This window comes from Pseudomonas sp. WPR_5_2 (assembly GCF_003634475.1).
Taxonomy (GTDB): domain Bacteria; phylum Pseudomonadota; class Gammaproteobacteria; order Pseudomonadales; family Pseudomonadaceae; genus Aquipseudomonas; species Aquipseudomonas izuensis.
Genome location: NZ_RBLA01000002.1, coordinates 722165 through 744738, shown reverse-complemented (window position 1 = coordinate 744738; position 22574 = coordinate 722165). Strand labels below are relative to the sequence as shown.

General features: G+C 56.9%; 23 protein-coding genes. 8 read left to right on the top strand and 15 right to left on the bottom strand.

The window, feature by feature from the left end:
* Window positions 1-22: 22 nt before the first annotated feature.
* The gene (locus BJ917_RS12255; RefSeq protein ID WP_096510405.1) at window positions 23-721 is read right to left on the bottom strand and encodes a potassium channel family protein; all 699 of its coding nucleotides are present in this window, start codon (window positions 719-721) and stop codon (window positions 23-25) included.
* Window positions 722-1021: 300 nt separating this feature from the next.
* Between BJ917_RS12255 and BJ917_RS32295 the strand changes: the two genes are divergently transcribed.
* Complete coding sequence (locus BJ917_RS32295) at window positions 1022-1420, top strand: hypothetical protein (RefSeq protein ID WP_121103521.1); 399 nt, start codon at window positions 1022-1024, stop codon at window positions 1418-1420.
* Between the two features lie 443 nt (window positions 1421-1863).
* Here BJ917_RS32295 and BJ917_RS12245 read toward each other — a convergent pair whose 3' ends face one another.
* On the bottom strand, window positions 1864-2736 hold the full coding sequence (locus tag BJ917_RS12245) for a DNA/RNA non-specific endonuclease (protein WP_121103471.1): 873 nt from the start codon (window positions 2734-2736) through the stop codon (window positions 1864-1866).
* 516 nt (window positions 2737-3252) lie between these two features.
* Between BJ917_RS12245 and BJ917_RS12240 the strand changes: the two genes are divergently transcribed.
* Window positions 3253-4059 (top strand): lytic transglycosylase domain-containing protein, encoded by an 807-nt coding sequence (locus tag BJ917_RS12240; protein WP_121103470.1) that lies wholly within the window; start codon window positions 3253-3255, stop codon window positions 4057-4059.
* A 290-nt stretch (window positions 4060-4349) separates the two neighbouring features.
* Here the strand turns inward: BJ917_RS12240 and BJ917_RS12235 are convergent, their stop codons facing one another.
* The 4 genes from BJ917_RS12235 to BJ917_RS12220 all read right to left on the bottom strand — a co-directional run bounded on the left by BJ917_RS12235 (window position 4350) and on the right by BJ917_RS12220 (window position 8016).
* Window positions 4350-4733 (bottom strand): VOC family protein, encoded by a 384-nt coding sequence (locus BJ917_RS12235; protein WP_102669643.1) that lies wholly within the window; start codon window positions 4731-4733, stop codon window positions 4350-4352.
* A 92-nt stretch (window positions 4734-4825) separates the two neighbouring features.
* Window positions 4826-5944, bottom strand: coding sequence for an S-(hydroxymethyl)glutathione dehydrogenase/class III alcohol dehydrogenase (locus tag BJ917_RS12230; protein WP_121103520.1), 1119 nt, complete (start codon window positions 5942-5944; stop codon window positions 4826-4828).
* Window positions 5945-6053: 109 nt separating this feature from the next.
* Window positions 6054-7022, bottom strand: a complete 969-nt coding sequence (locus BJ917_RS12225; RefSeq protein ID WP_121103469.1) for an ABC transporter substrate-binding protein — start codon at window positions 7020-7022, stop codon at window positions 6054-6056.
* Window positions 7023-7176: 154 nt separating this feature from the next.
* Entirely contained in the window at window positions 7177-8016 is an 840-nt protein-coding gene (locus BJ917_RS12220; protein ID WP_121103468.1) for a hypothetical protein, read from the bottom strand.
* 109 nt (window positions 8017-8125) lie between these two features.
* On the opposite strand from BJ917_RS12220, the gene BJ917_RS12215 reads away from it, so the two are divergent.
* The 5 genes from BJ917_RS12215 (at window position 8126) to BJ917_RS12195 (ending at window position 12262) form a co-directional block, all read left to right on the top strand.
* Window positions 8126-9037 (top strand): LysR family transcriptional regulator, encoded by a 912-nt coding sequence (locus BJ917_RS12215; protein ID WP_121103467.1) that lies wholly within the window; start codon window positions 8126-8128, stop codon window positions 9035-9037.
* 154 nt (window positions 9038-9191) lie between these two features.
* Entirely contained in the window at window positions 9192-9773 is a 582-nt protein-coding gene (locus tag BJ917_RS12210; RefSeq protein WP_096510401.1) for a hypothetical protein, read from the top strand.
* A 299-nt stretch (window positions 9774-10072) separates the two neighbouring features.
* Window positions 10073-10282 carry a co-regulatory protein PtrA N-terminal domain-containing protein gene (locus BJ917_RS12205; protein WP_096510400.1) on the top strand — a complete coding sequence of 70 codons (210 nt, stop codon included), beginning with the start codon at window positions 10073-10075 and terminating at the stop codon, window positions 10280-10282.
* 71 nt (window positions 10283-10353) lie between these two features.
* A complete protein-coding gene (locus BJ917_RS12200) occupies window positions 10354-11148 on the top strand; it encodes a glycosyltransferase (protein WP_121103466.1) in 795 nt (264 codons plus the stop codon).
* Between the two features lie 181 nt (window positions 11149-11329).
* Complete coding sequence (locus BJ917_RS12195) at window positions 11330-12262, top strand: transporter (RefSeq protein ID WP_121103465.1); 933 nt, start codon at window positions 11330-11332, stop codon at window positions 12260-12262.
* A gap of 662 nt (window positions 12263-12924) precedes the next feature.
* Here the strand turns inward: BJ917_RS12195 and BJ917_RS12190 are convergent.
* Window positions 12925-14355, bottom strand: a complete 1431-nt coding sequence (locus tag BJ917_RS12190; RefSeq protein WP_121103464.1) for an aldehyde dehydrogenase family protein — start codon at window positions 14353-14355, stop codon at window positions 12925-12927.
* A gap of 124 nt (window positions 14356-14479) precedes the next feature.
* Here BJ917_RS12190 and BJ917_RS12185 point away from each other — a divergent pair, with 124 nt between their 5' ends.
* A complete protein-coding gene (locus tag BJ917_RS12185; RefSeq protein ID WP_177435583.1) occupies window positions 14480-15376 on the top strand; it encodes a LysR family transcriptional regulator in 897 nt (298 codons plus the stop codon).
* A 52-nt stretch (window positions 15377-15428) separates the two neighbouring features.
* Here BJ917_RS12185 and BJ917_RS12180 read toward each other — a convergent pair whose 3' ends face one another.
* From BJ917_RS12180 to fghA, 8 genes are all read right to left on the bottom strand, one after another.
* Window positions 15429-16205 carry an ABC transporter substrate-binding protein gene (locus tag BJ917_RS12180; protein WP_096510395.1) on the bottom strand — a complete coding sequence of 259 codons (777 nt, stop codon included), beginning with the start codon at window positions 16203-16205 and terminating at the stop codon, window positions 15429-15431.
* Window positions 16206-16235: 30 nt separating this feature from the next.
* Window positions 16236-17411 (bottom strand): M20 aminoacylase family protein, encoded by a 1176-nt coding sequence (locus BJ917_RS12175; RefSeq protein WP_121103462.1) that lies wholly within the window; start codon window positions 17409-17411, stop codon window positions 16236-16238.
* 88 nt (window positions 17412-17499) lie between these two features.
* Window positions 17500-18267, bottom strand: coding sequence for an ABC transporter ATP-binding protein (locus BJ917_RS12170; RefSeq protein ID WP_121103461.1), 768 nt, complete (start codon window positions 18265-18267; stop codon window positions 17500-17502).
* Between the two features lie 11 nt (window positions 18268-18278).
* Window positions 18279-18992 carry an ABC transporter permease gene (locus BJ917_RS12165; protein WP_096515325.1) on the bottom strand — a complete coding sequence of 238 codons (714 nt, stop codon included), beginning with the start codon at window positions 18990-18992 and terminating at the stop codon, window positions 18279-18281.
* Window positions 18993-18994: 2 nt separating this feature from the next.
* On the bottom strand, window positions 18995-19684 hold the full coding sequence (locus BJ917_RS12160; RefSeq protein ID WP_096510392.1) for an ABC transporter permease: 690 nt from the start codon (window positions 19682-19684) through the stop codon (window positions 18995-18997).
* A 90-nt stretch (window positions 19685-19774) separates the two neighbouring features.
* Entirely contained in the window at window positions 19775-20545 is a 771-nt protein-coding gene (locus BJ917_RS12155) for an ABC transporter substrate-binding protein (protein ID WP_096510391.1), read from the bottom strand.
* A gap of 129 nt (window positions 20546-20674) precedes the next feature.
* Entirely contained in the window at window positions 20675-21499 is an 825-nt protein-coding gene (locus BJ917_RS12150; protein ID WP_121103460.1) for a phytanoyl-CoA dioxygenase family protein, read from the bottom strand.
* Between the two features lie 114 nt (window positions 21500-21613).
* Entirely contained in the window at window positions 21614-22468 is an 855-nt protein-coding gene (fghA, locus tag BJ917_RS12145) for an S-formylglutathione hydrolase (protein WP_121103459.1), read from the bottom strand.
* Window positions 22469-22574 lie beyond the last annotated feature (106 nt).

The following is a 22574-nucleotide window of genomic DNA, read 5'->3' as shown; positions in this document are numbered from 1 at the left end:
GGTAGCCCAGGCAAATCGAGAGTCACTTGATCTGATTCGACGGATAAAGCCCGGCAAGCCGCGCTATCACAACACCCACATAAAAGACGCCTGAAAATTCTTCGACCATCACCAGTGAACGGGCGTGGTTGGTCATTGGGATAACATCACCGTAACCGGTGGTCGTGAGCGTTGTGTGGCTAAAGTAGATCAGTTTGAAGAAAGTCCCGGGCTGTCCGAAGTCGAGGTGGCCAGGGCCGAATGAACCAGCGCTGGATATCTCGACCAGCGCATAGACGAAGGACCAAACGAAGGCCAGCATGATGTACCCCGCAAGCGCGCCATGCAGCTTGTCGGCGGTAATCGGTCCGCGCATGAGAATATAGCGAAGCACGCCGCTAAACGAGACTGCAAGAGACGCTGCGTAGGCTATCCCGGCAAGGTCGAGAATCGCGATACTCCCAGCCCACAACGCCGCCCATTGAAGGCCAACCCCAAGCAATGCCAGACCCAGTTTGAAGATGAAACCCTGCCGGGTCTGCCGGGTGGCGAAAGCGCCCACGAGCAGCACGATTGAAAACAGAATGCCGAGCAACGTGCGAGCAAATATTCCTTCCTCAAGAAAGGGGAACAGGAGGATTAATCCTAGTAAGAGCAGCAATAGATAGGTACAGGGCCCTCGTCCTATTACCATCTGAGCTAAATCCTCGTCGGATTCGGCTTTATCTTGTGGATTTGTCATACCGGTTTCCCTGGCCGAAATAAATAACGCTCAAGACCCGACGCTGCACGGTTGAAATCCGCCCGGGCTTTAGGAGAGTCGGCAGGGAAATTCTAGTCGCGAATGAACATGAAAGGATTCAGCCTGACAGCTATGGGTCATAACCGCCGTTCCCGACTATTTATGCGGCCGCTCCCCAGAACTTTTCTCTATCTATCGGTCTATGTGGATAGGCACATCCGCTCGGTAAACGCGAACTCGCAGACTTCCCGCAGCCGGATGGCCACTCGTCCAATTGTCAATCAGAGGTTGTCTTCGCTCATGAAATTCCATGACCCACGGATGGTGCTCTTCGGCCTGTTCGCGTTCGCGGCGGTGGGCTCGGCATCAGCAACACAGATGAAGACCTCAACCCCTGTTTTCGCAACTGAAGTCGCAGCCGTTCAGGCTCCGGTCCAGGCTGCCGGCAACCCTTGGCCGACCTTGGCCACTATGGCCGACAAACAGCCAGGGCCGTTGCTTGCCCATGACGACCGATACTGGCATGACGGCCGTTGGCACGATCGTAGAGACGATTGGCGCCGAGACGAATGGCGGAGAGAACAGTGGCGCAGAGAGCAAGCCCGCCGGGAAGCTGAGCGCCATCGTTATTGGGAGCACCACGAGGATCGAGCCATGCGGCACCGCTACGAGGACGAGCACCGCTACTATCGTCGCTAGTGCGACCCACGAGAATCCGCCAGCAACGAATCGGACATTTGTTCTGCGCTTGCCGGGCAATTTGGCAAAGGGCGGGCGGCTCGCTCGCCCCTTCTGATGTATGGATGGACAGGAGTGCCCGTCAGGAAGCACTCCTCAGACTATGCAAGTCCGAGGAACGACAGGACAACTGCAATGACCACTACCAATCCGACGATGTAAATGATGCTGTTCAAGGTATTCACCTCTCTAACTGTAGGATCGCGCTGCGATAGCACTTTCTTGCCTCGCTATTTGAATCGACCACAGCCAGGCTCAATAGCTCATTCTTTTATTTTCGGGTGACCGCCTGAACGCTGCTGGCGACCCTGGGCTGGGTAGCGACGGTCTGGCCTGGACCGTCGCAGTGGTGGGTGAAACGTCAGTCTGCCCTGCCATTTCCAGGGAAGCCGTTCATCAAGCCATCAAGAGCGCCCGACGGAACCTGTGACCGGTAGATTCCCCAACAAGTTGAGCCCGGTACTCTTCACGAAGGCCTCGTAGTCCATGGGTTTCTCGATACGGGTTTCAGCGTTGGGCAGTACGTAGGCCCAGGCACGCCTGGACGAGGCGTCGTAAACCAGCTTGAACAGGCGGGTCGGCACCCAGACCTTGTTGGTGCCGATGGTGGTGTGGTCCGGGTCAAAGATCGGGCCGGTAAAGACAAACACATCGCCATCGGCTCGCTTGGCAAACTTCCTGACATCAGACTCGACCTTGCTCCAGATTTTCCGGTTGTTGGTCGGGTCTTGCGGCACCATGTTCGACAGCGCAAAGGATTGGGCCATTGCATTGGGGTTCGGTGCATCGGCTGCCGGGGATTGATGGCCACGGTCCACGGCCGGATGCTGGCTACGGTAGTCGCTCAACTCAGCCCGCCCACTCTTGGGGATGCGCGGGTCCGGATAGAACTGGTTGGTGCGCTCCTCCCCTTTGGCATCCTGCAGCTGGGCGGCATTCAGGCGTTCGACCACGACCAGCGGCGTCTTGCTGGTTTGCGAGTACAGCACCGCGAAATTGTCGGAACACAGCGCAAGAGGTTTCATGGTGGCGGGCACAGTGGCCGTGTTGATCGGTTTCGCCGCCGGGAACAGCTCTGCGCAGCCGTCAAACGATGCCTGTTTCTGTTTGTTTGAATAGAGGTCCAGGGCCGCGCTCTGGCTGATCGAGCCTGAGTGGGACGCTTGTTCCTGATGCTGGGCGGGTGGCTTGAGGAGATCCAGCAGACTGCGGGCTTGCGCCCCGGTCGAGAGCAAAACAAGGGCCGACAGCCCAACTGCAATTTTGCGTAGGTGCATGCTTTAAATCTTCGAATTGGATTGAGGGATAAACGTACGGCGAGTCCCGATTCACGGGGCCCTTTGCAGGCGGTTGCAGATTAAATGGCGGCGAGCATGCTTTCACTGTCCTTGATCAAAATGCCGATGCGGATCCGGTCGGTTCCGAGCAGCACGAGCGCTGGCGCTCGTGCGGGACTTATTGACCATGACAAGGCACATTAGTGCTGGGCTGCGTTTACATTCTGTTGCCCCATGCACGTCGAAGAAGGGAGTGGCAGAGAACAATCGTTTGCAGTCTTCGGTGATAGGCAGCACACGGCCCTGGCAAGCCGGGACGACGCGTCGTAAGCGCAATCAGACCTGCGCCTCGCCCGGGGACGCCGACAGCCCGTACGTCAACGCAAGTTCCAAGGCCGGTTACAAGGGGTATAACTATCAGAACAAAAGGCAGGTCATCCAGAATAATTCCACCAAAGGCAACGCCCGGGCCAGGCGCCCCAGACCTGATCGGCGCCTGCGGCGCGGAGCAATGTAATGAGTTCCAGAGCATGGCGATGGGCTCGCAAGAGTCTTCTTGGCTGTATCGAGCTGGCCTTGCTGGTCGCTCCGCTGTGCGCCAGCGCCATGTTCAAGTGCCAAGCCAGGGACGGAGCCATCAGCTACACCAGCCAAACCATCGCCACCGCCCGCTGCACTCGCCTGAATGGCATGGCGGACGCCGGTGTCGGCGCCAAGACCATGGCCCTGCCACGGTTTGTCCGGGAAGACGACACGGACGCGGTGCGGATCCGGGTGTGGACCTTCATCCACAAGGGTGTTCGTCAATATGTGAGCCGGCGCCCCGTCGGGATCTCCGCACGGGTCGATGTCCTTGAGCTCTATTACATCAAGGGCTGCTATCTGTGCATGGCGCCGAAGGATTTCAAGGTCGCCTCACTGCGCCTGGACACCCAGTCCTATCGGCGGGAGATCGAAGCCGCTTCGGATCATTATGGTGTCGACAGGGCGCTGGTCCGCGCAGTGATGCATGCCGAATCGGCGTTTCGCCCCAACGCCATTTCCGAAGCCGGCGCCCAGGGACTGATGCAGTTGATGCCCGCCACCGCCGAGCGCTTCGCCGTGGATAATCCGTTCGACGCACGACAGAACATTCGTGGCGGCGTGCGCTACCTGGCCTGGCTGCTCAAGCGCTTCAACGGCAACCAGATGCTGGCGTTGGCAGGTTACAACGCCGGCGAAGCGTCCGTGGTCGAGTACAACGGGGTGCCTCCCTACGCCGAGACGCAATCCTACGTCACCCGTGTGCAGTCCTTGACCGAACGCTATCGCAACCATCGCTAGTGCCGCAGGGCGCATGGCCCGGGATAGGTAATACGCCGGACCCTCCACGGCGGATAACGCTGGCGCGCTCGATCAATATGCCAGGCGGGGAACGGCTCAACCGAACGGCCACTTCACCGGTAGCTATCAACCCATGGCAGCCCTCGGTAAAGGGCAGAAACCGGCCAGAAGTTGTCGTTCGAACACCAAGGTTAAACGGGCTTGTTCAGCCACCATTGCAACCTTACGGTTACTAATCCTTGCTAGTCAGGACTCATGACGAAGCATCTAATGATGCCTCGTCTTGAAGCTTAGGCTGGCTTGAAACAGTACGCGGCCAGCTTGTTCCCATCAAGATCCCGCGCGTAAGCCGCATAGGCGTCAGGTGCCCAGCCTCGCGGACCCGGTGCACCTTCATCGGTGCCGCCACTGGCCAGCGCCGCGGCGTGGAAAGCGTCAATGGCGGCACGATTCGGCGCCTCGAAGCTGATGGTGACACCATTGCCCACGCTGGCCGGGGCGCCGTTCGCCGGTTTCAGAACGAAGAAAGACGGCGCGCTCTCACCCCAGATCGAACCATTCTCGTCCAGATCAGCGATGCGTTTTTGGCCCAGGGTACCCAGGACATTGTCATAGAAGCTGCGCGCTTTTTGCAGGTCGTTGGTCCCGACGGTCACATGAGTGAAAATGGTCATCTTTGTGCTCTCTTTGGTGTAGATACGGTGAGTTGATGTTGCTGGTTTTCGCGCCTTTGACTGGCCCTAACGGGCTTCGCCAATCTGTTGAGTCAGCGATCGAAATGGATAACGGTGCGGATGCTTTCGCCTTTGTGCATCAAGTCGAAGGCTCTGTTGATCTCCTCCAGCCCCATGGTGTGGGTAATGAAACTGTCCAGCGGAATTTCGCCCTTTTGCGCGTTCTCGACATAGCTGGGTAGCTCGCTACGTCCCTTCACACCGCCAAATGCCGAGCCGCGCCAGACGCGTCCGGTCACCAGCTGGAAAGGACGGGTACTGATTTCCTGTCCTGCGCCAGCGACGCCAATGATCACCGACTCGCCCCAGCCCTTGTGGCAGCACTCCAGGGCGGCGCGCATCAGATGGACGTTGCCAATGCATTCGAAGGAATAGTCCACACCGCCCTCGGTCATCTCGATGATCACGTCCTGGATCGGCCTGTCGTAATCCTTGGGATTGATGAAATCGGTGGCACCCAATTGCCTGGCAATCTCGAACTTGGCCGGGTTGATATCGATCGCAATGATCCGGCCGGCCTTGGCCATGGTCGCACCGATAATGGCGGCCAGGCCGATGCCACCCAGACCGAAGATTGCCACGCTGGCTCCCTCCTCCACCTTGGCCGTATTGATCACCGCGCCAATGCCAGTGGTCACACCACAACCGAGCAGGCAGACCTTTTCCAGTGGCGCATCCTTGGGGATTTTGGCCAGGGAAATTTCGGGAAGCACGGTGTATTCGGAGAACGTCGACGTGCCCATGTAGTGGAAGATTGGGTGCCCTTCATAAGAGAACCGGCTGGTGCCATCGGGCATCAAACCTTTGCCTTGAGTGGCACGGATTTTCTGACAAAGATTGGTTTTGCCGGAGGTGCAGAATTTGCACTCGCCACACTCCGGGGTGTAGAGCGGGATCACATGATCGCCCACCGCCAGTGAAGTGACCCCCTCGCCAACCGCTTCGACGATACCGCCACCTTCGTGGCCAAGAATGACGGGGAAGATCCCTTCGGGATCGGCACCGGACAGGGTAAAGGCATCGGTATGGCAGACGCCGGTCGCAACAATGCGTACCAACACCTCACCGGCTTGCGGCGGTGCCACATCGACTTCGACAATTTGCAGAGGCTGGTTCGCCGCGAAGGCGACGGCTGCTCGTGATTTGATCATTTTCATGATTTCCCGGACGCGAAGAGGCGCCGTTCCTGTGTAGAAGCAGTCAAGAGATGGTGTTCTGAGTGGCGTTACAGAGGGCGGGCGTCCTTGCCCTGGAGGCCGACTAGAGCGATGCCTCAATCTTTTTTGCCGCGGCTTCGTCGACCCAGGCATGCCAGATTTCCGGGTGTTCCTTGAGGAACATCCTGGCCAGCTTCGGCGATTCGATGCGTTCCCGGGTCATCCTCGCCAGGTTCTGATTCAACAAGTCGATGGGAATGTTGACCTTCTCCAGTACCGTGACCAGTTCAGGAGCCTGTTCATGAAAAGCCTTGGAGAGTCCCACCATGGTGATGACGTTTTTGTTGGCGCCGGTCTTTTCCTCCAGCCTTATCGCATCGATCTGCCCCATCAGCGGCGTCGGTGACCAGTAGTAGAACAGTACCGGTTCACCGCGTTTGTAGCTGGACAGGACAGCCGCATCCAATGCGGCACCAGTGCCTGGACGGAAATTCGTGAACGTGTTTTCAAGACCGTACTCTTTCAACATCTCGGTATTGTCCTGCTCACAAATCCAACCCGCGGGACAGTTGTAGAAACGGCCTTTGGACGGTTCCTCCGCATCGTGAAAGACACTCGCGTACTTGCTCAGGTCAGCGACTGTCTTGAGGTCGGGCGCCTGCGCTGGCCGGTTACGTTTAGCGTCCCCTTCAACGACATAGCGCGGCACATACCAGCCCTGGGTCGCACCAATGATCGGAGCGCCAACCCCGACGACCTTTCCGGCGGCCGCCGCCTTTTTCCAGACTTCGCTGCGCTCCATCCACTCTTCGCCAAACACCTGAATGTCATTGCCGGCCAGTGCGGTCTCGAGAATGATGGTGTTACCTACCAACTGATCCGTTACACAACCATAACCATCCTTGAGCACGATCATCATGATGTCGGTAAGGAGCATCCCGCTCTCCCAGTTCAGCCCGGCAAATTTCACCGACTTGCCCGACTCACACCATCCCGTGGCCTGACTTGAAGCACTACCAACGAGCAAGCCAAACGTGAGTAACGAGGCCAGCAGACTCTTCCTGTTTTTCATGATCAGACGCTCCGAATCATTATTATTGGGGGCAGCGAACTGTTGTGTGCGACACAGGAACAAACGAGTCCATCAGATTCAGTATGGACAAGTGCGTGCGCAAACACGTTAGGCGAAGGCGTGAATCAATTGCTTTTATGGTTATTGGCGAAGCTCAAGCTAATGGATCAACAGACGTACGCCCGTAGAACAACTGGCGCGCATAGGCACTGAATTCGACATCGGGCTGGTCCACGTACGCAAACACCGCGTTGAGCCTCAGTCTGTCCCCTTCCACCGGCGTGACCCGGTGCAATGAATAGCGGCCGCGGAACAATGTCAGGGTGCCGGGCACTTGTGGCAGAACCTCTACCTGCTGTGTTTGCGAGTCATCGAGAAATTGCCTGACCACGTCATAACAATCGTCGCTTTCATTGCGCAGCATCCGCACGTACTCGAAATCCCCACCGGCGCTCGCCGCCTGAAGGGACAGCGTGACGCTGAAGTCGGAACGGTCAAAGTGCCACCCCAACTCCTGCCCTGCCGTGAAGCCCTGCAAGTTAAGGGCAGCCAATGGATCGGCATGACGATAGAGCGTGTCCAGAGCCAAAACATCTTTGATGAAAGCAAGGACGTCGTCCGACCCATAGATCTGCCGGATCAAATGATCGGCAGGAATATCGGCATAGGCAACGGTGTCTTTTGCCGTGTTCATCAAGCGTCGTAGCGGATGTTGCGGATCAACGCTTTCATCCTGAGGTTTGAAATAAACCGTGTGGTTTTCCCGAAAGTGAAACATGCGCGAGTGCAGTGCAAGTGTCTGCTGCGCCATCGCGACAACCGATGGATTGCGCACAAACCCCGGAAAGATCGCAACGCCCTCTTGTGCCAGCAACGACTGACTGTGAGTGACCAGTGCGAGATAAGCGGGGCTGGTGCGATCGGTAATGGGGTAACGCTCGAGATCGACGAGATCGCCCAGGGTTAGCGCAGGTGTGAAAGGCAGGGTAGTCATTGTTGTTGGTCTCCGTTGGCTCTGCTGGATTCAGATTGCATCGGCACCAAAAACAAGTCACGCTCATAATTTTACGCAATTTTGTGAATTATTTTCAGGTCGCGTACCCATGAGACTGACGCTGGATCACTTGGTGATGTTGCAAACCCTGTCGGAAGTCGATTCGATAACCGCGGTGGCCGAACGTTTATGGCTGACACCTTCAGCCGTCAGTCACCGCATACGCGAAGCGGAGCGGCGACTAGGTGTGAGCCTGACGGAAAGATCAGGAGGAAAGCTTAGACTCAGCCCTGCCGGCGTGCGCCTGGAACGGGCCGCCAAAGACATCATCGCCATCCTCAATGAGGCTGAGTCCGAGGCCCGGTCCATGGCCGGTGGCGTCACAGCGTTTGTCCGTATGGGTGTCACCTCCTACGGCCCGTTTCGCTGGATTCCAAAATTCATCAAGCACTACTCAAGTCTTCGGCCGGACATCGAAATCACACTGGTGACCGTACCCCGTAACGACGTTTACGCGAGCCTGATGCAAGGCAGACTGGATGTATCCATTATCGATGACGGCATGGTGCCTAGCGGTGTCGCCAAGTTGCCGCTTTTTCGGGACGACTTGATTGCGATCATGGCAACCGATCATCCCCTTGCGGGAAGGAAAAATATCTATGCGGAAGACTTCAAGACTTACAACCTGGTGACGTATTCGACCGATCGCGCCAGTGGCTGGGAGTATGACCGTTTCTTCGCCCCCGCCAGCATCTTGCCGCGCCGCATGATCACGGTGGAGTTGATCGAAGCCATCGTTGAACTGGTCCGCTCAGGATACGGAATCAGCATATTGCAACGGGATTTGGTAACCCCCAGTCTTGAGCGCGGGGAGCTTGTGTGGGCGGCCCTGAACGACGGCTTGGATATCGCCTGGAACGCAATCGTTCGCCCCTCGGAACGGGAAGATAGCGAGGTCAGTAAAATGGTTACGGAGCTTGATACCTGGATTAAAAATGCAGGAAAACCTGACCGCAGTTAATCGCTGGTTAGTGCGCAAAAATGTTTTTTGGGTCGATGGCAGCCCTCGCGACAGGCAGCAACCGCCAATAGCTGACCTTGCAGGTCGACTGCCAGGGGGTAGCTTTTCCACTGCTATGCTGATGACATCTGTTTCTATACCAGAGACGAGTAGCATGGCAGCACAAGGCAAGCACTCCCCGTTCATGTTCAAGGCCGTGGCCTACTCGGCTGGAATTTTCCTTGTCGCCGGGCTTGCCATAAGGCTGCTCGACATTTACTTCGACCTGACGTTGTTGGCAGATACCACGAACTGGCTGCTACGTTTTTTGGATTGGCTTTTGCTGGAAACGCCAATGCCGAATTGGTCGCTGCTGATGATTATCGCGATTGTAATCAGCACTCTGTCTGTAGCGATTTTCTACGCCCGCATCACGGATGGAACTTACAGCGAGTTACACGAGATAGAGCGAAAAATTTACAAAAAGAACAACCCTCAGTTTCCACAACTGACAGATAACCAAACGCTACTGATGGAAGCTTTGGCCTATCATGCGAACTTCAGAAAAATTGCAAATTTAAACTCGGTTTGCAAACTTGTCTCACTCAGCACGTTAGAAGTCGAAGAAGGGCTAAAACAACTCCAAGCCAAACGTCTTGTGAAGCAAAAGGTGACAAGGGGTACGTTCGGCGCCACCATTTTTGAACTTACCTTGGCAGGCAAGGATTATGCGTTAGAGCGACTTGAGCTAACGTAGGTGTGCGCTATGACTATGGATGCGAACTCCCTATTCTCCTCACTGGATTTGATGCCCGATTCGTATTGACGACTGGTAATAGTGTCAGGCGCTGGCAGGCATTGTCCGGCCTGGCGTATACCCGCCGTACTTCCTCCCCTCCCCGTTGCACTTGAACCCGCACTGGCAAGCAATCCAGCGTGGTTGCCAACCTGTCAAAAAATTTAAGTTGCGGGGAACAGCGTGAAAGGCCGTGAGCGTCAGGATGAGTCCAAGCCAACAAACAGTGTGTTGGCTCAACTCACTACTGGAGAACACTCATGAACAGCCTGAAAACCCTTTTGATCGTGACCCTGATGACTGCGTCTGTCGCCGCAATGGCAGAAGGCGGTGGCGATACCGTGATGGCCAAAATGGAAGCTGCAAGGGCAACCGCCATGACCACGCCTCAACAGTCCGCAGCTGCCACGGCGACAGCCACGGCCAGCAATCACAACACCGCCTCCAATGACGTCTCGCGCTCAAATTGACGGCGCGCAGGCCCCGTCAATTTTGAGAAGTCTTGCGCGGTATCGGTTAAATCATCGAGGCTCAACAGGTTATGAATCTTCCAACCCCAACGACAGCCAACTACAGCATTGCGTTGGTTAACTACAAAACACTTGATCTGACGAAAACCTGTCTCACGCTGTTACAGGAAGCTTTGCGGGGCACCGGTGTTCCAGTGATTGTGGTGGATAACCACTCGGACGACGCCAGCAGCGAGTACTTGCGCACGCTGGACTGGATTCAACTGATCGAACGCAAGCACACAGGCCCCGAAGCGGGAAACATGGCCCATGGCAGGGCTCTGGATCTCGCGTTGGCACAGGTTGAAACCGACTATCTGTTTCTGTTGCACACCGATACCTTCATTTACGATCCGGCAGTCTTCGCCATGATGATCGACCAATGTACGGGTCAACGCGAAGTGGCCGCCGTCGGATGCCTGGAACAACTGGATCGTGGCGTTGCTCGCTCGGCCTGGCGCCTGGCCTCACGTTTTTGCAAGCACTACGCCCGACGAAGCCTGCAGGCGCTCGGCTTTCAGGCAAGAGCGCCGAAGCCCTATCGAGAAAGGCATCTGAAGAGCTTTTGCACGCTGTGGAATGTGGCACTCATCAAGCAACACGGCTTTCACTTTCAAATGGATGAACGTAATCCGGGTTATGAACTGCAGGATCGAATGACTGCCCTTGGCTACCAGGTGCGTTTTATTTCACCGCGAAAGATGTTCCGTTACCTGGATCACATTCAAAGCGGCACCGTCTCGGCGATGGGCGGTTATGCGCGAAATCACCGAAGGGTCCGTATGTACGAGCAGATTACCCAAGGGCAAACCCTGAGAGCCTGGTGAATGGATAGAACCGCATGTTCGAGGGCGCCGGGAAAGTATGCCTGCTCACTGCTCGACCCGGAGTATCCGATCAAACAGTCAGTGCGGTTACACCATGCGGGTGGCAGCTGTCAGTGCTAAACGAGTGAAGATGCGCTACAACAATACATAGAACCCTGAGGTCCCGGCAGGAAGCGAGCGAATGTGGATGAAACACAAACTCTGTGTTGTCAGGCTGGCCCGGTTCGCATCCGCTTCACTCATCATAGTAGCCCCCAGTGCAGTCGCCGAGGATCTCGAACCCAGGTCCTACGCCAATACGCCGGTTGGTATCAACTTCCTGCTCATGGGCTACAGCGATCTGCGGGGTAGCGTGACCGCCAACCCCTCAGTCCCACTCCAGGATGCCAAGCTCGACATCAAGACTGTCGTGTTTGCCTTTGCCAGGTCGCTGGACGTTTGGGGCCGCTCCGGGAAGTTCGATATTGTCGTGCCTGAAGCCAGATTGACAGGCTCGGCGCTGTTCGCCGGTGAACCGAAGGAACGAAATGTGACTGGCTTGATAGATCCAAGATTCCGGTTCTCGGTCAACTTATATGGCGCCCCGGCGATGTCCCTGGCCGAGTTTCCCGGCTATCAACAGGATGTGATTATCGGCGCCAGCCTCGCAATTACGGCGCCACTTGGCCAATACGACTCCAGCAGGCTGGTCAATCTCGGCAACAACCGCTGGTCATTCAAGCCCGAACTCGGGATTTCCAAGCGCCTGGGCCCCGTGACCCTGGAATTATCCGGTGCGGGCACCTTTTACACCGACAATGACCAATACCTTGGCGACCATACATTTTCCCAGAACCCGATTTACCAGGTTCAGGTGCATCTTATCTATGCCTTCAGTAACGGTGTCTGGGCCTCGCTGGATGGCACCTACTTCGCTGGCGGGAGCACCTCGGTCGATGGGGTCGGTAATCACGACTTTCAGGAAAATACACGCTATGGGGGCACCCTCTCATTGCCGTTGAACCGGAATAACTCGCTGAAGCTGTTTGCGAGTGAAGGGGCGCATACTCGTACCGGCAGCGAATACGATGCTATTGGCGTAGCCTGGCAGTATCGCTTCGGGGGAGGGCTTTGAGACTTGATAAAATTAAAGACAGAATTACAACGGCAACTAAGGGTCCGACAGACACTGCACCCGAAGCCAGTCTCCAAGACCTGCCAGTCCTTCATATTGCCAACCCTATTCAGAGGAAATACCCCCAAAAGTGGGCTGTATTACCCGCAACCTATATCTGAACCACCCATAAAACTGGTCACCCGGCAGGACTTACAGGCTGCTGGGTATTGGCATAGAGAATGCTGTGTGTTCACTAACACACTCATTGAGAGCAACTGAGCAAGCAGCACTCCCAGGGTACTTCCTATGCATGAAACAGATGCATAAAACGCCTTCTCCGGAGATTGGCTGCTCATTGTGCCATGCCATTCCAGGGAGTCACCGTCATGCGTAATGAGTCGATCGTCCTTACGTTTGTACTGATTCTTTTCATCTTTACTACTGGGACAGCCTGGAGTCTTATCGGCTTGTTCGGCGATTAAAAATAATTGGCAAGTACTGTTGTCTTCGGACTGCCTTGATGCCCTGATCAATAACAGTCCTTCCCTGCCCGCAGTAGAAGGCGGATAGACTTTCTCCCATTTCCCTAACTTCATTTTTTCGTGGGCTCTTGCCATCGGGTATCGCACTGGAACTCGAAAACCTCGGGCCCAGCACTCCCTGACAAGAGCCCGACCCGGTCATTTCAACGGGTCATGCGCAATCAATGTCTTCGGTTCCAGATACGCGCTCATCCCCCACCGGCCCATTTCACGCCCAAGGCCCGAATGCTTGAATCCACCGAAGGGGGCACGCGGTTCGTGGGCCAGGGTGTTAATGAGCACGCGTCCCGAATCGATCTGACGGGCGACGTTCATACAGCGTTCGAAACTCTTTCCCAGCACCAGAGCACTCAGCCCATAGTCCGTATCGTTGGCAATGCTGATCGCATCGGCATCATCCTCGTAGGGGATGATCGTCAGCACGGGGCCGAAGATTTCCTCACGCGCGATGCGCATCCGGTTGTTGGCATCCGTGAAGATCGTGGGCTTGACGAACCATCCGGCGTGCAAGCCTTCCGGGCGACCTTCGCCCCCCGCCAGCAAGCTCGCGCCTTCCTCCTGGCCGATACGGATGTAGCGCTGCACCCGCTCCCATTGTTTCTGACTCACCATCGGGCCGATGTCGGTGTCGGCGTTGCGCGGATCACCCGATTGAATCTGTGAGATACCCTCCTTCGCAATCCGCTCGAACTCTGCCAGCCGGCTGCGCGGCACCAGAATGCGAGTGCCCGCGATGCACGCCTGGCCGCTGTTGAGAAATCCGGCTTGCAGCACCAACGGCATGACCGCCTGGAAATCCGCATCGTCAAGCACCACGGAGGGCGACTTGCCGCCCAGCTCGAGCGTCACGCGCTTCATGGTGTCGGCGCCGGTTCTTACCAGATGCTGACCGACAGCGGATGATCCCGTGAACGAGATCTTGGCAACGTCGGGATGACGGGCGATTTCCTCGCCGACCACATCGCCCCGTCCGTTGACGATATTGAATACACCCGGTGGCAGCCCCGCTTCGTGCAACGCCCTGACCACGACCTGAGTCTGCAACGCGCTCATCTCGCTGGGCTTGATGACGGCGGTGCAGCCTGCCGCCAACGCAGTGGCCAGCTTGTTGCAGATGAAGCCCGCATTGCTGTTCCAGGGCGTGATCAGGCCGGTAACACCCACGGGCGTCAGAATGACCCTGGCCGTGCCGACCTGTTCCTCGAAATCGAACGCCTCCAGTGCATCGATCGCTTGCGCAATCACATCAGCCGGATAAGTCGCCATCCAGCGCCCGCGGACCGCCGGTGCGCCGTATTCCACGAGGACGGCTTCCAGCAGCTCTTCCTCCCTGGCCGCCACGGCCCGGTGCATGCGTTGCAGTGCCGCCATACGCTCCTCCCGAGTGGTACGAGACCAGGCCGGGAACGCAGCCTTGGCGGCTGCGATGGCACGCTGTGCGTCCAGTGCATCGCCCAGCCGAACCTGACCGATGACTGCCTCGGTGCTCGGGTTATGGAGGTCGAACCATTCCTGACCGTGTGGAATGACGAACTCGCCGTTGATGTAGATGTGTTCAATGCGTTGCATGGCAACTCCTCGCTCAAAATGACTCGCCTGAATCGAGCCTCTGTGATGCGAAGTCTAAGAAGGGTTCATTGTTCCGATAAGCTATCCTTTGGCTCATGAAGCATCCGCATTTTCAGGACAATCCATGCACAGAACAGGAATGACCGAGCTGGAAGTGGTGCTGGCCGTTGCGCGCCGCAGCAGTTTTCGTGGCGCGGCACAGGAGTTGGGCATGTCCACCACTGCCGTGAGCAGCGCGGTGGCCGGTCTGGAAGCGCGCCTGAAGGTGCGCCTGTTCAATCGTTCCACGCGCAGCGTTGCCCTCACCGACATCGGGCAACGCTATGTGGAGCGCATTGCCCCTGCCTTGGCGCAGATCAAAAGTGCCGGCGAAGAGGCCAGCGTCGGCCCCGACGAACCCAGCGGCACACTGCGCATCAATGCACCCCATGGCGCGGCCTATCTGCTGCTGGAGCCGCTCTTCAAACAGTACGCTCAGCGCTTTCCCGACGTGCGCATCGACATCGTCAGCGAATCAAGCATGGTCGACATCGTCGCCGGAGGCTTCGACGCCGGGATTCGCCTGGCAGAGTCCGTGCCGCAAGACATGATTGCCGTGGCGCTGTCAGGTGACATCCAGATGCTCGTGGTGGCAACGCCCGAGTACCTCGAGCGCCACGGCGTGCCCGAGCACCCGCGAGACCTGCTCACCCACCAGAGCATCGGCATGCGCATGGCCCACGGAGGCCTCTACCATTGGGAACTGGAGCACGACGGCCAGAAGCTGCAGATGGATCTGCCGGTGCGCTTCGTCTCCAACGAGTTGCTGGCCATCAAACAGGCTGTGATGTTGGGCCTTGGGATCGGTTTCATTTCCGAGTGGTTCATCCAGGAAGAACTGGCCAGCGGCGCCCTGGTGCCGGTGCTGAGGCCGTGGTGCCCGTCGTTTGGCGGATTGAGGCTTTACTACTCGGGCCATCGCTTCGTCCCGGCGCGATTGCGTGCACTGATTGATCTGGTGCAGGAGTTGCGACCCGAGTGAGGAACTGGAACAGGCGAACATCCGGATATCCGCCTGCTCTTGCGCGACAGGATCAGTCGCCGTAGACATTGAAGCTGAAGTATCTGCTGGCGATTTTGTCGTATTCACCTGACTGCCGGATCGCGACGATCGACGCGTTGATTTTCTGCACCAGGTCGTCCTGCCCTTTTCGCACGCCGATCGCGACACCGTCTCCGATAATGCTCTTGTCCGTTATCGGTGGCCCGGCAAACGCGTAACCAGTGCCTCGAGGCGTTTGCAGTAAACCGATATCGCCTTGAACCGCCGCCTGGAAAGATGCTTGCAGGCGACCTGTGATCAGGTCCTGAAAGATCTGATCCTGAGTCTGGTAAGACTGGATACGAGCGCCTTTCGGGGCCCACACGCTTTTTGCGTACGCTTCCTGCAATGAACCCTGGATGACCCCGACCGACTTGCCTTTCAACGAGTCGTCGTCCGGCAGAATCCCGGAATCTGTTTTTGCAATCAATGCAGACGGGGCCACGTAAATCTTGTTGGTGAAGTCCACCTGCTGACGGCGCACGGGCGTGGCGCTGAATGCCGAGAGAATGGCGTCGAACTTCCTGGCCTTCAACGCAGGGATCATGGAGTCAAAGTTCTGCTCGACCCATACGCACTTGACTTGCAGGTTCGCGCAGATGGCCTCCCCGAGGTCAATGTCGAATCCACTCAGGGACCCATCAGGCATCTTCTTCTCGAAAGGCGGATAGCTTGGGTCTACACCGAACCTCAGCGTGGGCTCGGCTTCGGCGCCGAGTGCAACGAAGAGGGATGCCAGGGTGAGTGCTGATGCAACTTTCTTGTACATGTCAAAGCCTCGCTCTACGGGGTTGATGTTTCATGCATCTTTCTTGAGAAAGCACTCGGCCAGACGGACCCAATATTCCGCGCCGCGCATGAGTATTCCGTCGTTAAAGTCGTATCGGGGATCATGGATCATGCAGCCCCCCTCCCCATCTCCATTGCCCAGAATCAGGTAACAGCCCGGCCGCTCCTGCAAGAAATAAGCGAAGTCTTCACTGCCGTTGAAGGGGGTAATGTTTTCCAGGACCTCGGCATCGCCCAGCCAGTCCCGCGCCACGCTTGCGGCAAATGCCGTCGCGGCGGGATCGTTCACCAGCAAGGGATAATCCGCGCTGTATTTGATCTCTGCCGTGGCGCCGTAACTGGTCGCTTGCGACTCGATCACGCGAGTGATATCGATCTCGAGCTGATCGCGAACTTGCTGATTCAGCGCGCGCACCGAGATGAGCATGTGTGCGCTGTCGGGGATCACATTGGACGCCCGACCGGCGTGGATCGCACCCACGGTGATGACACTCATCTCCTGGGGAGAGACGGTTCTGGACACCAGCGTCTGCAAGGCCATGATGATGCTCGCGCACACCACGATCGGGTCGACGGCCAGATGGGGCATCGCACCATGCCCGCCCTTCCCCCGAATGGTCACATCGACCTGATCGGCCGATGCCATGAAAGCGCCCGGACGGAAGCCGAAAGTTCCGGTTTTGTAGCCCGGCATGTTATGCAGGGCGAACAGCGCGTCACAGGGAAACTGCTCGAGTACGCCTTCCCTGATCATCTGGCGCGCCCCGGCCAGGCCTTCTTCCGCGGGTTGAAAAATCAAGGTGAGCGTGCCATCGAAGAGACTTCGCTTGGCCAGGGCATAGGCCGCACCCAGCAGCATCGCCGTATGGCCATCATGGCCACAGGCATGCATTTTTCCGTCGACCTGGCTGCGATAGGGAAGGTGCGTATCTTCATGGATCGGTAAGGCATCCATGTCGGCACGCAGCCCGATCTTGCGAGTTCCGCTTCCTCGGGTCAGCACCGCGACGACGCCGGTCTTGGCGATCCCTCGGGTCACTTCGTAACCCCATGAGGTCAGCCGTTCCGCCACCAGATCGCTGGTCAGGTACTCCTCGTAGCCCAACTCTGGACGGGAGTGAATCAGATGGCGTATCTGCTGGATTTCATCTTGCACTTCAAGCAGCTCAGGTAAGGGTGAGGACATTGGTGTGCTCCTACTGGGCAGACGCTGGGAAAATAAAGGATGGAAAGGTCGCGGGGCGCCAGGTTCAGCGCACTCGCATACGCCACGGCTACTTCAACCGCCCTGACAGGAACTGACCCAGACGCTCACTCCGGGGATGGGTCAATACCTCAGCAGGGTTGCCCTCTTCTTCTACCAGGCCCTGGTGCAAAAACATGACGTGATTGGAGACATGTCGAGCGAACCCCATTTCGTGGGTGACCACGACCATGGTTCGCCCTTCTTCGGCCAGCGCTTGCATGACCTTGAGGACCTCGCCGACCAGTTCGGGATCAAGCGCGGACGTGGGCTCGTCGAAGAGCATCACCTCAGGTTCCATGGCGAGGGCCCGAGCGATCGCGACCCGTTGCTGTTGTCCACCGGACATGTGGGACGGGTATTTCTTTTCAACGCTCGCGGCCAGGCCCACTTTTTCCAGGTACTTGCGAGCCCGTTCCTCTGCGTCTTTTCGGCTCAGCCCCAGCGCCTGGATGGGCGCCTCGATGACGTTTTCCAGCACCGTCATGTGCTGCCAGAGATTGAAGTGTTGAAACACCATCGCCAGCTTGGTTCTCACCTTCTGAAGCTGCCGGGGGTCCGCCACGATCATCGAACCTGACATGTCCAGCCGGGTCCTGATTTCCTCGCCGCTCACGGTGATTTTCCCGGCGCAGGGCTGCTCAAGAAAATTGATGCACCGCAGGAAGGTGCTTTTACCTGAACCGCTGGAACCGATGATGCTGATTACATCGCCGGCTTTCGCATTTAGCGAGACGCCTTTCAACACCTCGTGAGGGCCGTATTTTTTGTGGAGGTTTTCTACGTTCAGCTTGTACATCGTGCTCTCCATCAATGTGTTTGAGGCTTCAAAAACGCGAGCCAACGGGACTCACCCTTGCGGAACAACCAGACCAGCCCGAACACCATCACGGCATAGAGCACGGCAGCGACGCCAAATGCTTCGAAGGTTGCATAGGTTTCAGCGTTGACGTCTCGAGCCACTTTCAAGAGGTCGGGCACGGTGGCGGTGAACGCCAGGGTCGTGGAGTGCAGCATGAGGATGACTTCATTACTGTAGGCCGGCAGCGCCCGCCTCAACGCCGAGGGCAAAATCACCCGTTTGTAGACCTTGAACGGCGACAGGCCATAAGCCCGGGCGGCTTCGATTTCCCCATAGGGCGTGGCCCGGATGGCCCCGGCGAAGATCTCAGTCGTGTAGGCACAGGTGTTCAGCGCAAACGCCAGTAACGTGCAGTTGAAGCCCTCTCGGAAGAAAGCATCCAGCAAGGGCTGATCACGCACATAGCTCAGACTGTAGACGCCCGTGTAGAGAACGAGCATCTGGATATACAGCGGCGTGCCTCTGAAGACATAGGTGTAGAACCACACCGGCCCGCGAATGAACGGGTTCTTCGCCACCCGCGCTACCGACATGGGAATCGAGAGCAGAAAACCGATGGCGATCGAAGCGACCAACAACCACAACGTCATGGCGACGCCGGATAGCTGGTAACCGTCCGTCCACAGGTACGCTTTCCAGTATTGGGCAATGAACTCATGCATGTTCATAGGTCCGCCTTCCTCACGCCCGCCGAATAATGAATCTGCAGCCAGACGAGAACACCATTGGAGACGGTGGTGATCGCCAGGTAAATAAGCCCTCCTACCAGACTGAAGTAAAAGAGCTGCATCGTGCTTTTACCGGCGTCCTGGGTCACTTTGACGATGTCCGTCAGACCAATGATGGAGACCAATGCGGTCGCCTTGACGACCACCTGCCAGTTGTTGCCAATGCCCGGCAGTGCGTAACGCATCATTTGCGGGAACATGATTCTGCGGAACGCCTTCGCCGGCGTCAGGCCGTAAGCGATTGCGGCTTCGTGTTGACCTGCGTGAACGGACTGATACGCCCCACGAAACGTCTCGGTGAAGTAAGCGCCGTAAATGAAACCGAGCGTGATGACCCCGGCAAGAAACGGGTTGATGTCGATCTGATTAAAACCGAGTGCCTCGGTGATGTTGTTCAGCCCCATTTGCAGGCTGTAAAACAACAGCAGCATGATCACCAGATCAGGCACGCTGCGAATCAGCGTGGTATACGCCGTCGCCAGATTTCGTAGCGTTCGATTCTTTGAAAGTTTGGCAGATGCGCCTATCAAACCCAGCACGACCGAGAACAGCATGGACAGTAATGCCAGTTTGATCGTGGATATTGTCCCGTCGAGGATGATCGACCCGAACCCTTCTAGAAACATGGCTCTCGTTCCTATATGAAATGATCGTGCGCGATGGGCGCCCAGGAAAAATCTGGGGCCCACCGTTGAATTCAGAAAAAAACCGTGAACTCAGTTGTAGATGTCGAACGAGAAATATTTATCGGCCAGCTGTTTGTACGTGCCGTTTTCATGCAACGCCTTGAGTGCCCCGTTGACCGCAGTCTCAAGCTCGTCGTCGCCCTTGCGCAGCCCGATCGCAATGCCTTCACCCAGGATCTTTTCGTCTTTCACCTCTGTCTTGGAGAAGGTGTAGCCCGCGCCTTTGGGCGTCTGGATAAACCCGATATCCGCCACGGGTGCGTCCGTCAGCGTGGCATCCAGGCGACCAGACATCAGGTCTTGATACACCAGGTCCTGCGTCTGATAGGACTTGATGACGACACCACCCGGGGCCCAGGCCGATTTCATGTAGGCCTCCTGCGTGGTGCCTTGCGTCACCCCCACGTGCTTGCCCTTCAGCGACTCGACCGTCGCATCGAGGTCGCTGCCCTTTTTGACGATGAGCTTGGTCGGGGAGTTATAAAGGCGATCGGAAAAATCGATCTGCGCTTTACGTTTTTCGTTGATCGACAGCGCGGACATAATCCCGTCGAACTTCTTCGCACGCAGCGCCGGAATGATGCTGTCGAACGACGTTTCGACCCACACGCATTTGGCCTTGAGCTGGGCGCAGATAGCGTTGCCAAGATCAATATCAAAACCAACGAGGCTGCCATCTGGCGCCTTGGACTCGAAAGGCGCGAAGGTCGGGTCCACACCGAACTTTATTTCCGTCATATCCCTGGCCATGACACCGGACGAAACGACAGCCAATACCGTAGCTAACACAATCTTTTTCATATTTTTATCCTGCATAGCTAATCAATGGTTTTACATGGGATTTACGTTTTTCGATCACACACAGCCGGTGTCTGCCATTCGCCTCCTCATCCGCCAAATAGCCGGCCATCCTCACACTCGCGCCTCGGATCAGGGCTTGGACCAGAGCAACGGGAACCGCGCGTGTTCCATCCTGGCCCCGGCCGCGAGTTCAGCTTCGAGCCCCGGGAAGTCGGGGGAGGTTTTCCACTGCCGTGGCGCATGGGTAACGTCATCACCGAGGAAACGCACCGAGAACGCGCGCCGACGTCTGTTGCCCCCCACCCCACCAGAAGCATGCAATGTGAGCATGTGGAAAAACACGACGTCGCCCGGGTTGAGCTCCCAACCCAGAATGTTCCATGCACTGCGATCCGCTTCGATGTCAGGCAGGTCGCTCAAGGTGCCCTCGGGAAACCATTGGGCCTGGCTGTCCATGAAGCTACGGGGCATCAGCCAGGGCCCCAGATGCGATCCGGCGACAAACTCCAGCGTCGACTCGCGGGCGACCGGGTCAATCGGCATCCACATGCTGCAGTTCTGACGGCCATCGACGTTGTAGTACGGCTGGTCCTGATGCCAAGGGGTGCGTTGACGCGTGTTCGCTTCCTTGACCAGCAAGTGGTCGTGATAAAGCCTGGCGGAGTCACTTCCCATCAGTTGCGCGGCAACATGACCGACCCGGCTTTCGAAGATGAAGGTCTTGTAGGCATCGATGTCTTCCCAATTGCAGAAGTCTTCGAAGAACCAGCCGGGATCGTCCGGGCGGCTGGCGACCTTGGCGCGAGGGCTTGGATGTCTGAGATTTTGCTCGATTCCTGATTCCAGCAACGCCACCTCTTCTGCAGAGAACAGTTGGCGAACGCATACTGCGCCATCACGTTGAAACGCCTCCTCCGTTCCGGCGGGAAGTTTAAATGCTGAGACTTTTTCCATCTGGCACCTCTTAGCAAATACGTTACTTATTAAATGGAAATTCAATGTTCATTCGCCGCCACGCCACCGCCCAACGCGCACTGTCGACAGGCCGTTGAAACAAACCTCACCTACTTATAGTGTTGAACTCACGAGTTTCTTGTAGTGATAACGAAGATGGTCTTCTATAAAAGAAGCAATGAAGTAATGACTATGGTCATAACCCTGACGCACCCTGATCTCGAGTTCGCAACGACTGTTGCTTATCGCCCCCAGTAACGTACAGGGTTTAAGTTCTTCATCGAGGTATTCGTCGGCGCCGCCAAATTCAACGAGGATCGATAAATTCGACTGGCAACTCGCTAATAACTCAGAAGCGTCCCAAGACAGCCAGGATTGTCGATCGGCACCCAGGTAGCCCGAAAAGGCCTGGATCCCCCAGGGAGTCCTGGCGGGATTACAGATCGGTTCAAACGCCGATATCGAGAGATACTTCTGCGGGTTTCTCAATGCACAGACCAATGCTCCGTGACCGCCCATTGAGTGACCGGAAATGCCACACCGACCCGACGTCGGGAAATGGCGGTCGATCAGCCCGGGAAGCTCATTCACAACGTAGTCGTACATGTTGTAATGATCTGACCAGGGTTTTTCGGTTGCGTTGACGTAGAAACCGGCGCTTTGCCCCCACGCCCACTCCTCGGGAGCCGAGTCAGGAACTTCGCTGCCGCGAGGGCTGGTATCAGGGGCGACAATGATCAGGCCCAAGTCCGCTGCGACACGAAGCGCACCCGCTTTTTTAACGAAGGTATCTTCATTGCCCGTCAGCCCTGCCAGCCAATACAGAACAGGGAGCCGAACACCAACGTCAGCCTGCGCAGGGAGAAATACGGAAAAGGTCATCTCGCACGCCACAACGCTAGACGCATGCCTGTACTTGTTTAAATGGCCGCCAAAGGTTTTGTTGCTGGAAATAAGTTCCATAGTCATCTCTCGCGCTTGTGACAGCGCGACCGTCGACAGAACTCAGTTACCTGCCGACATCGCACTCATGCAGGCCGAGCGAACGGTCACTCGACCCTACTGCACTTTGAGG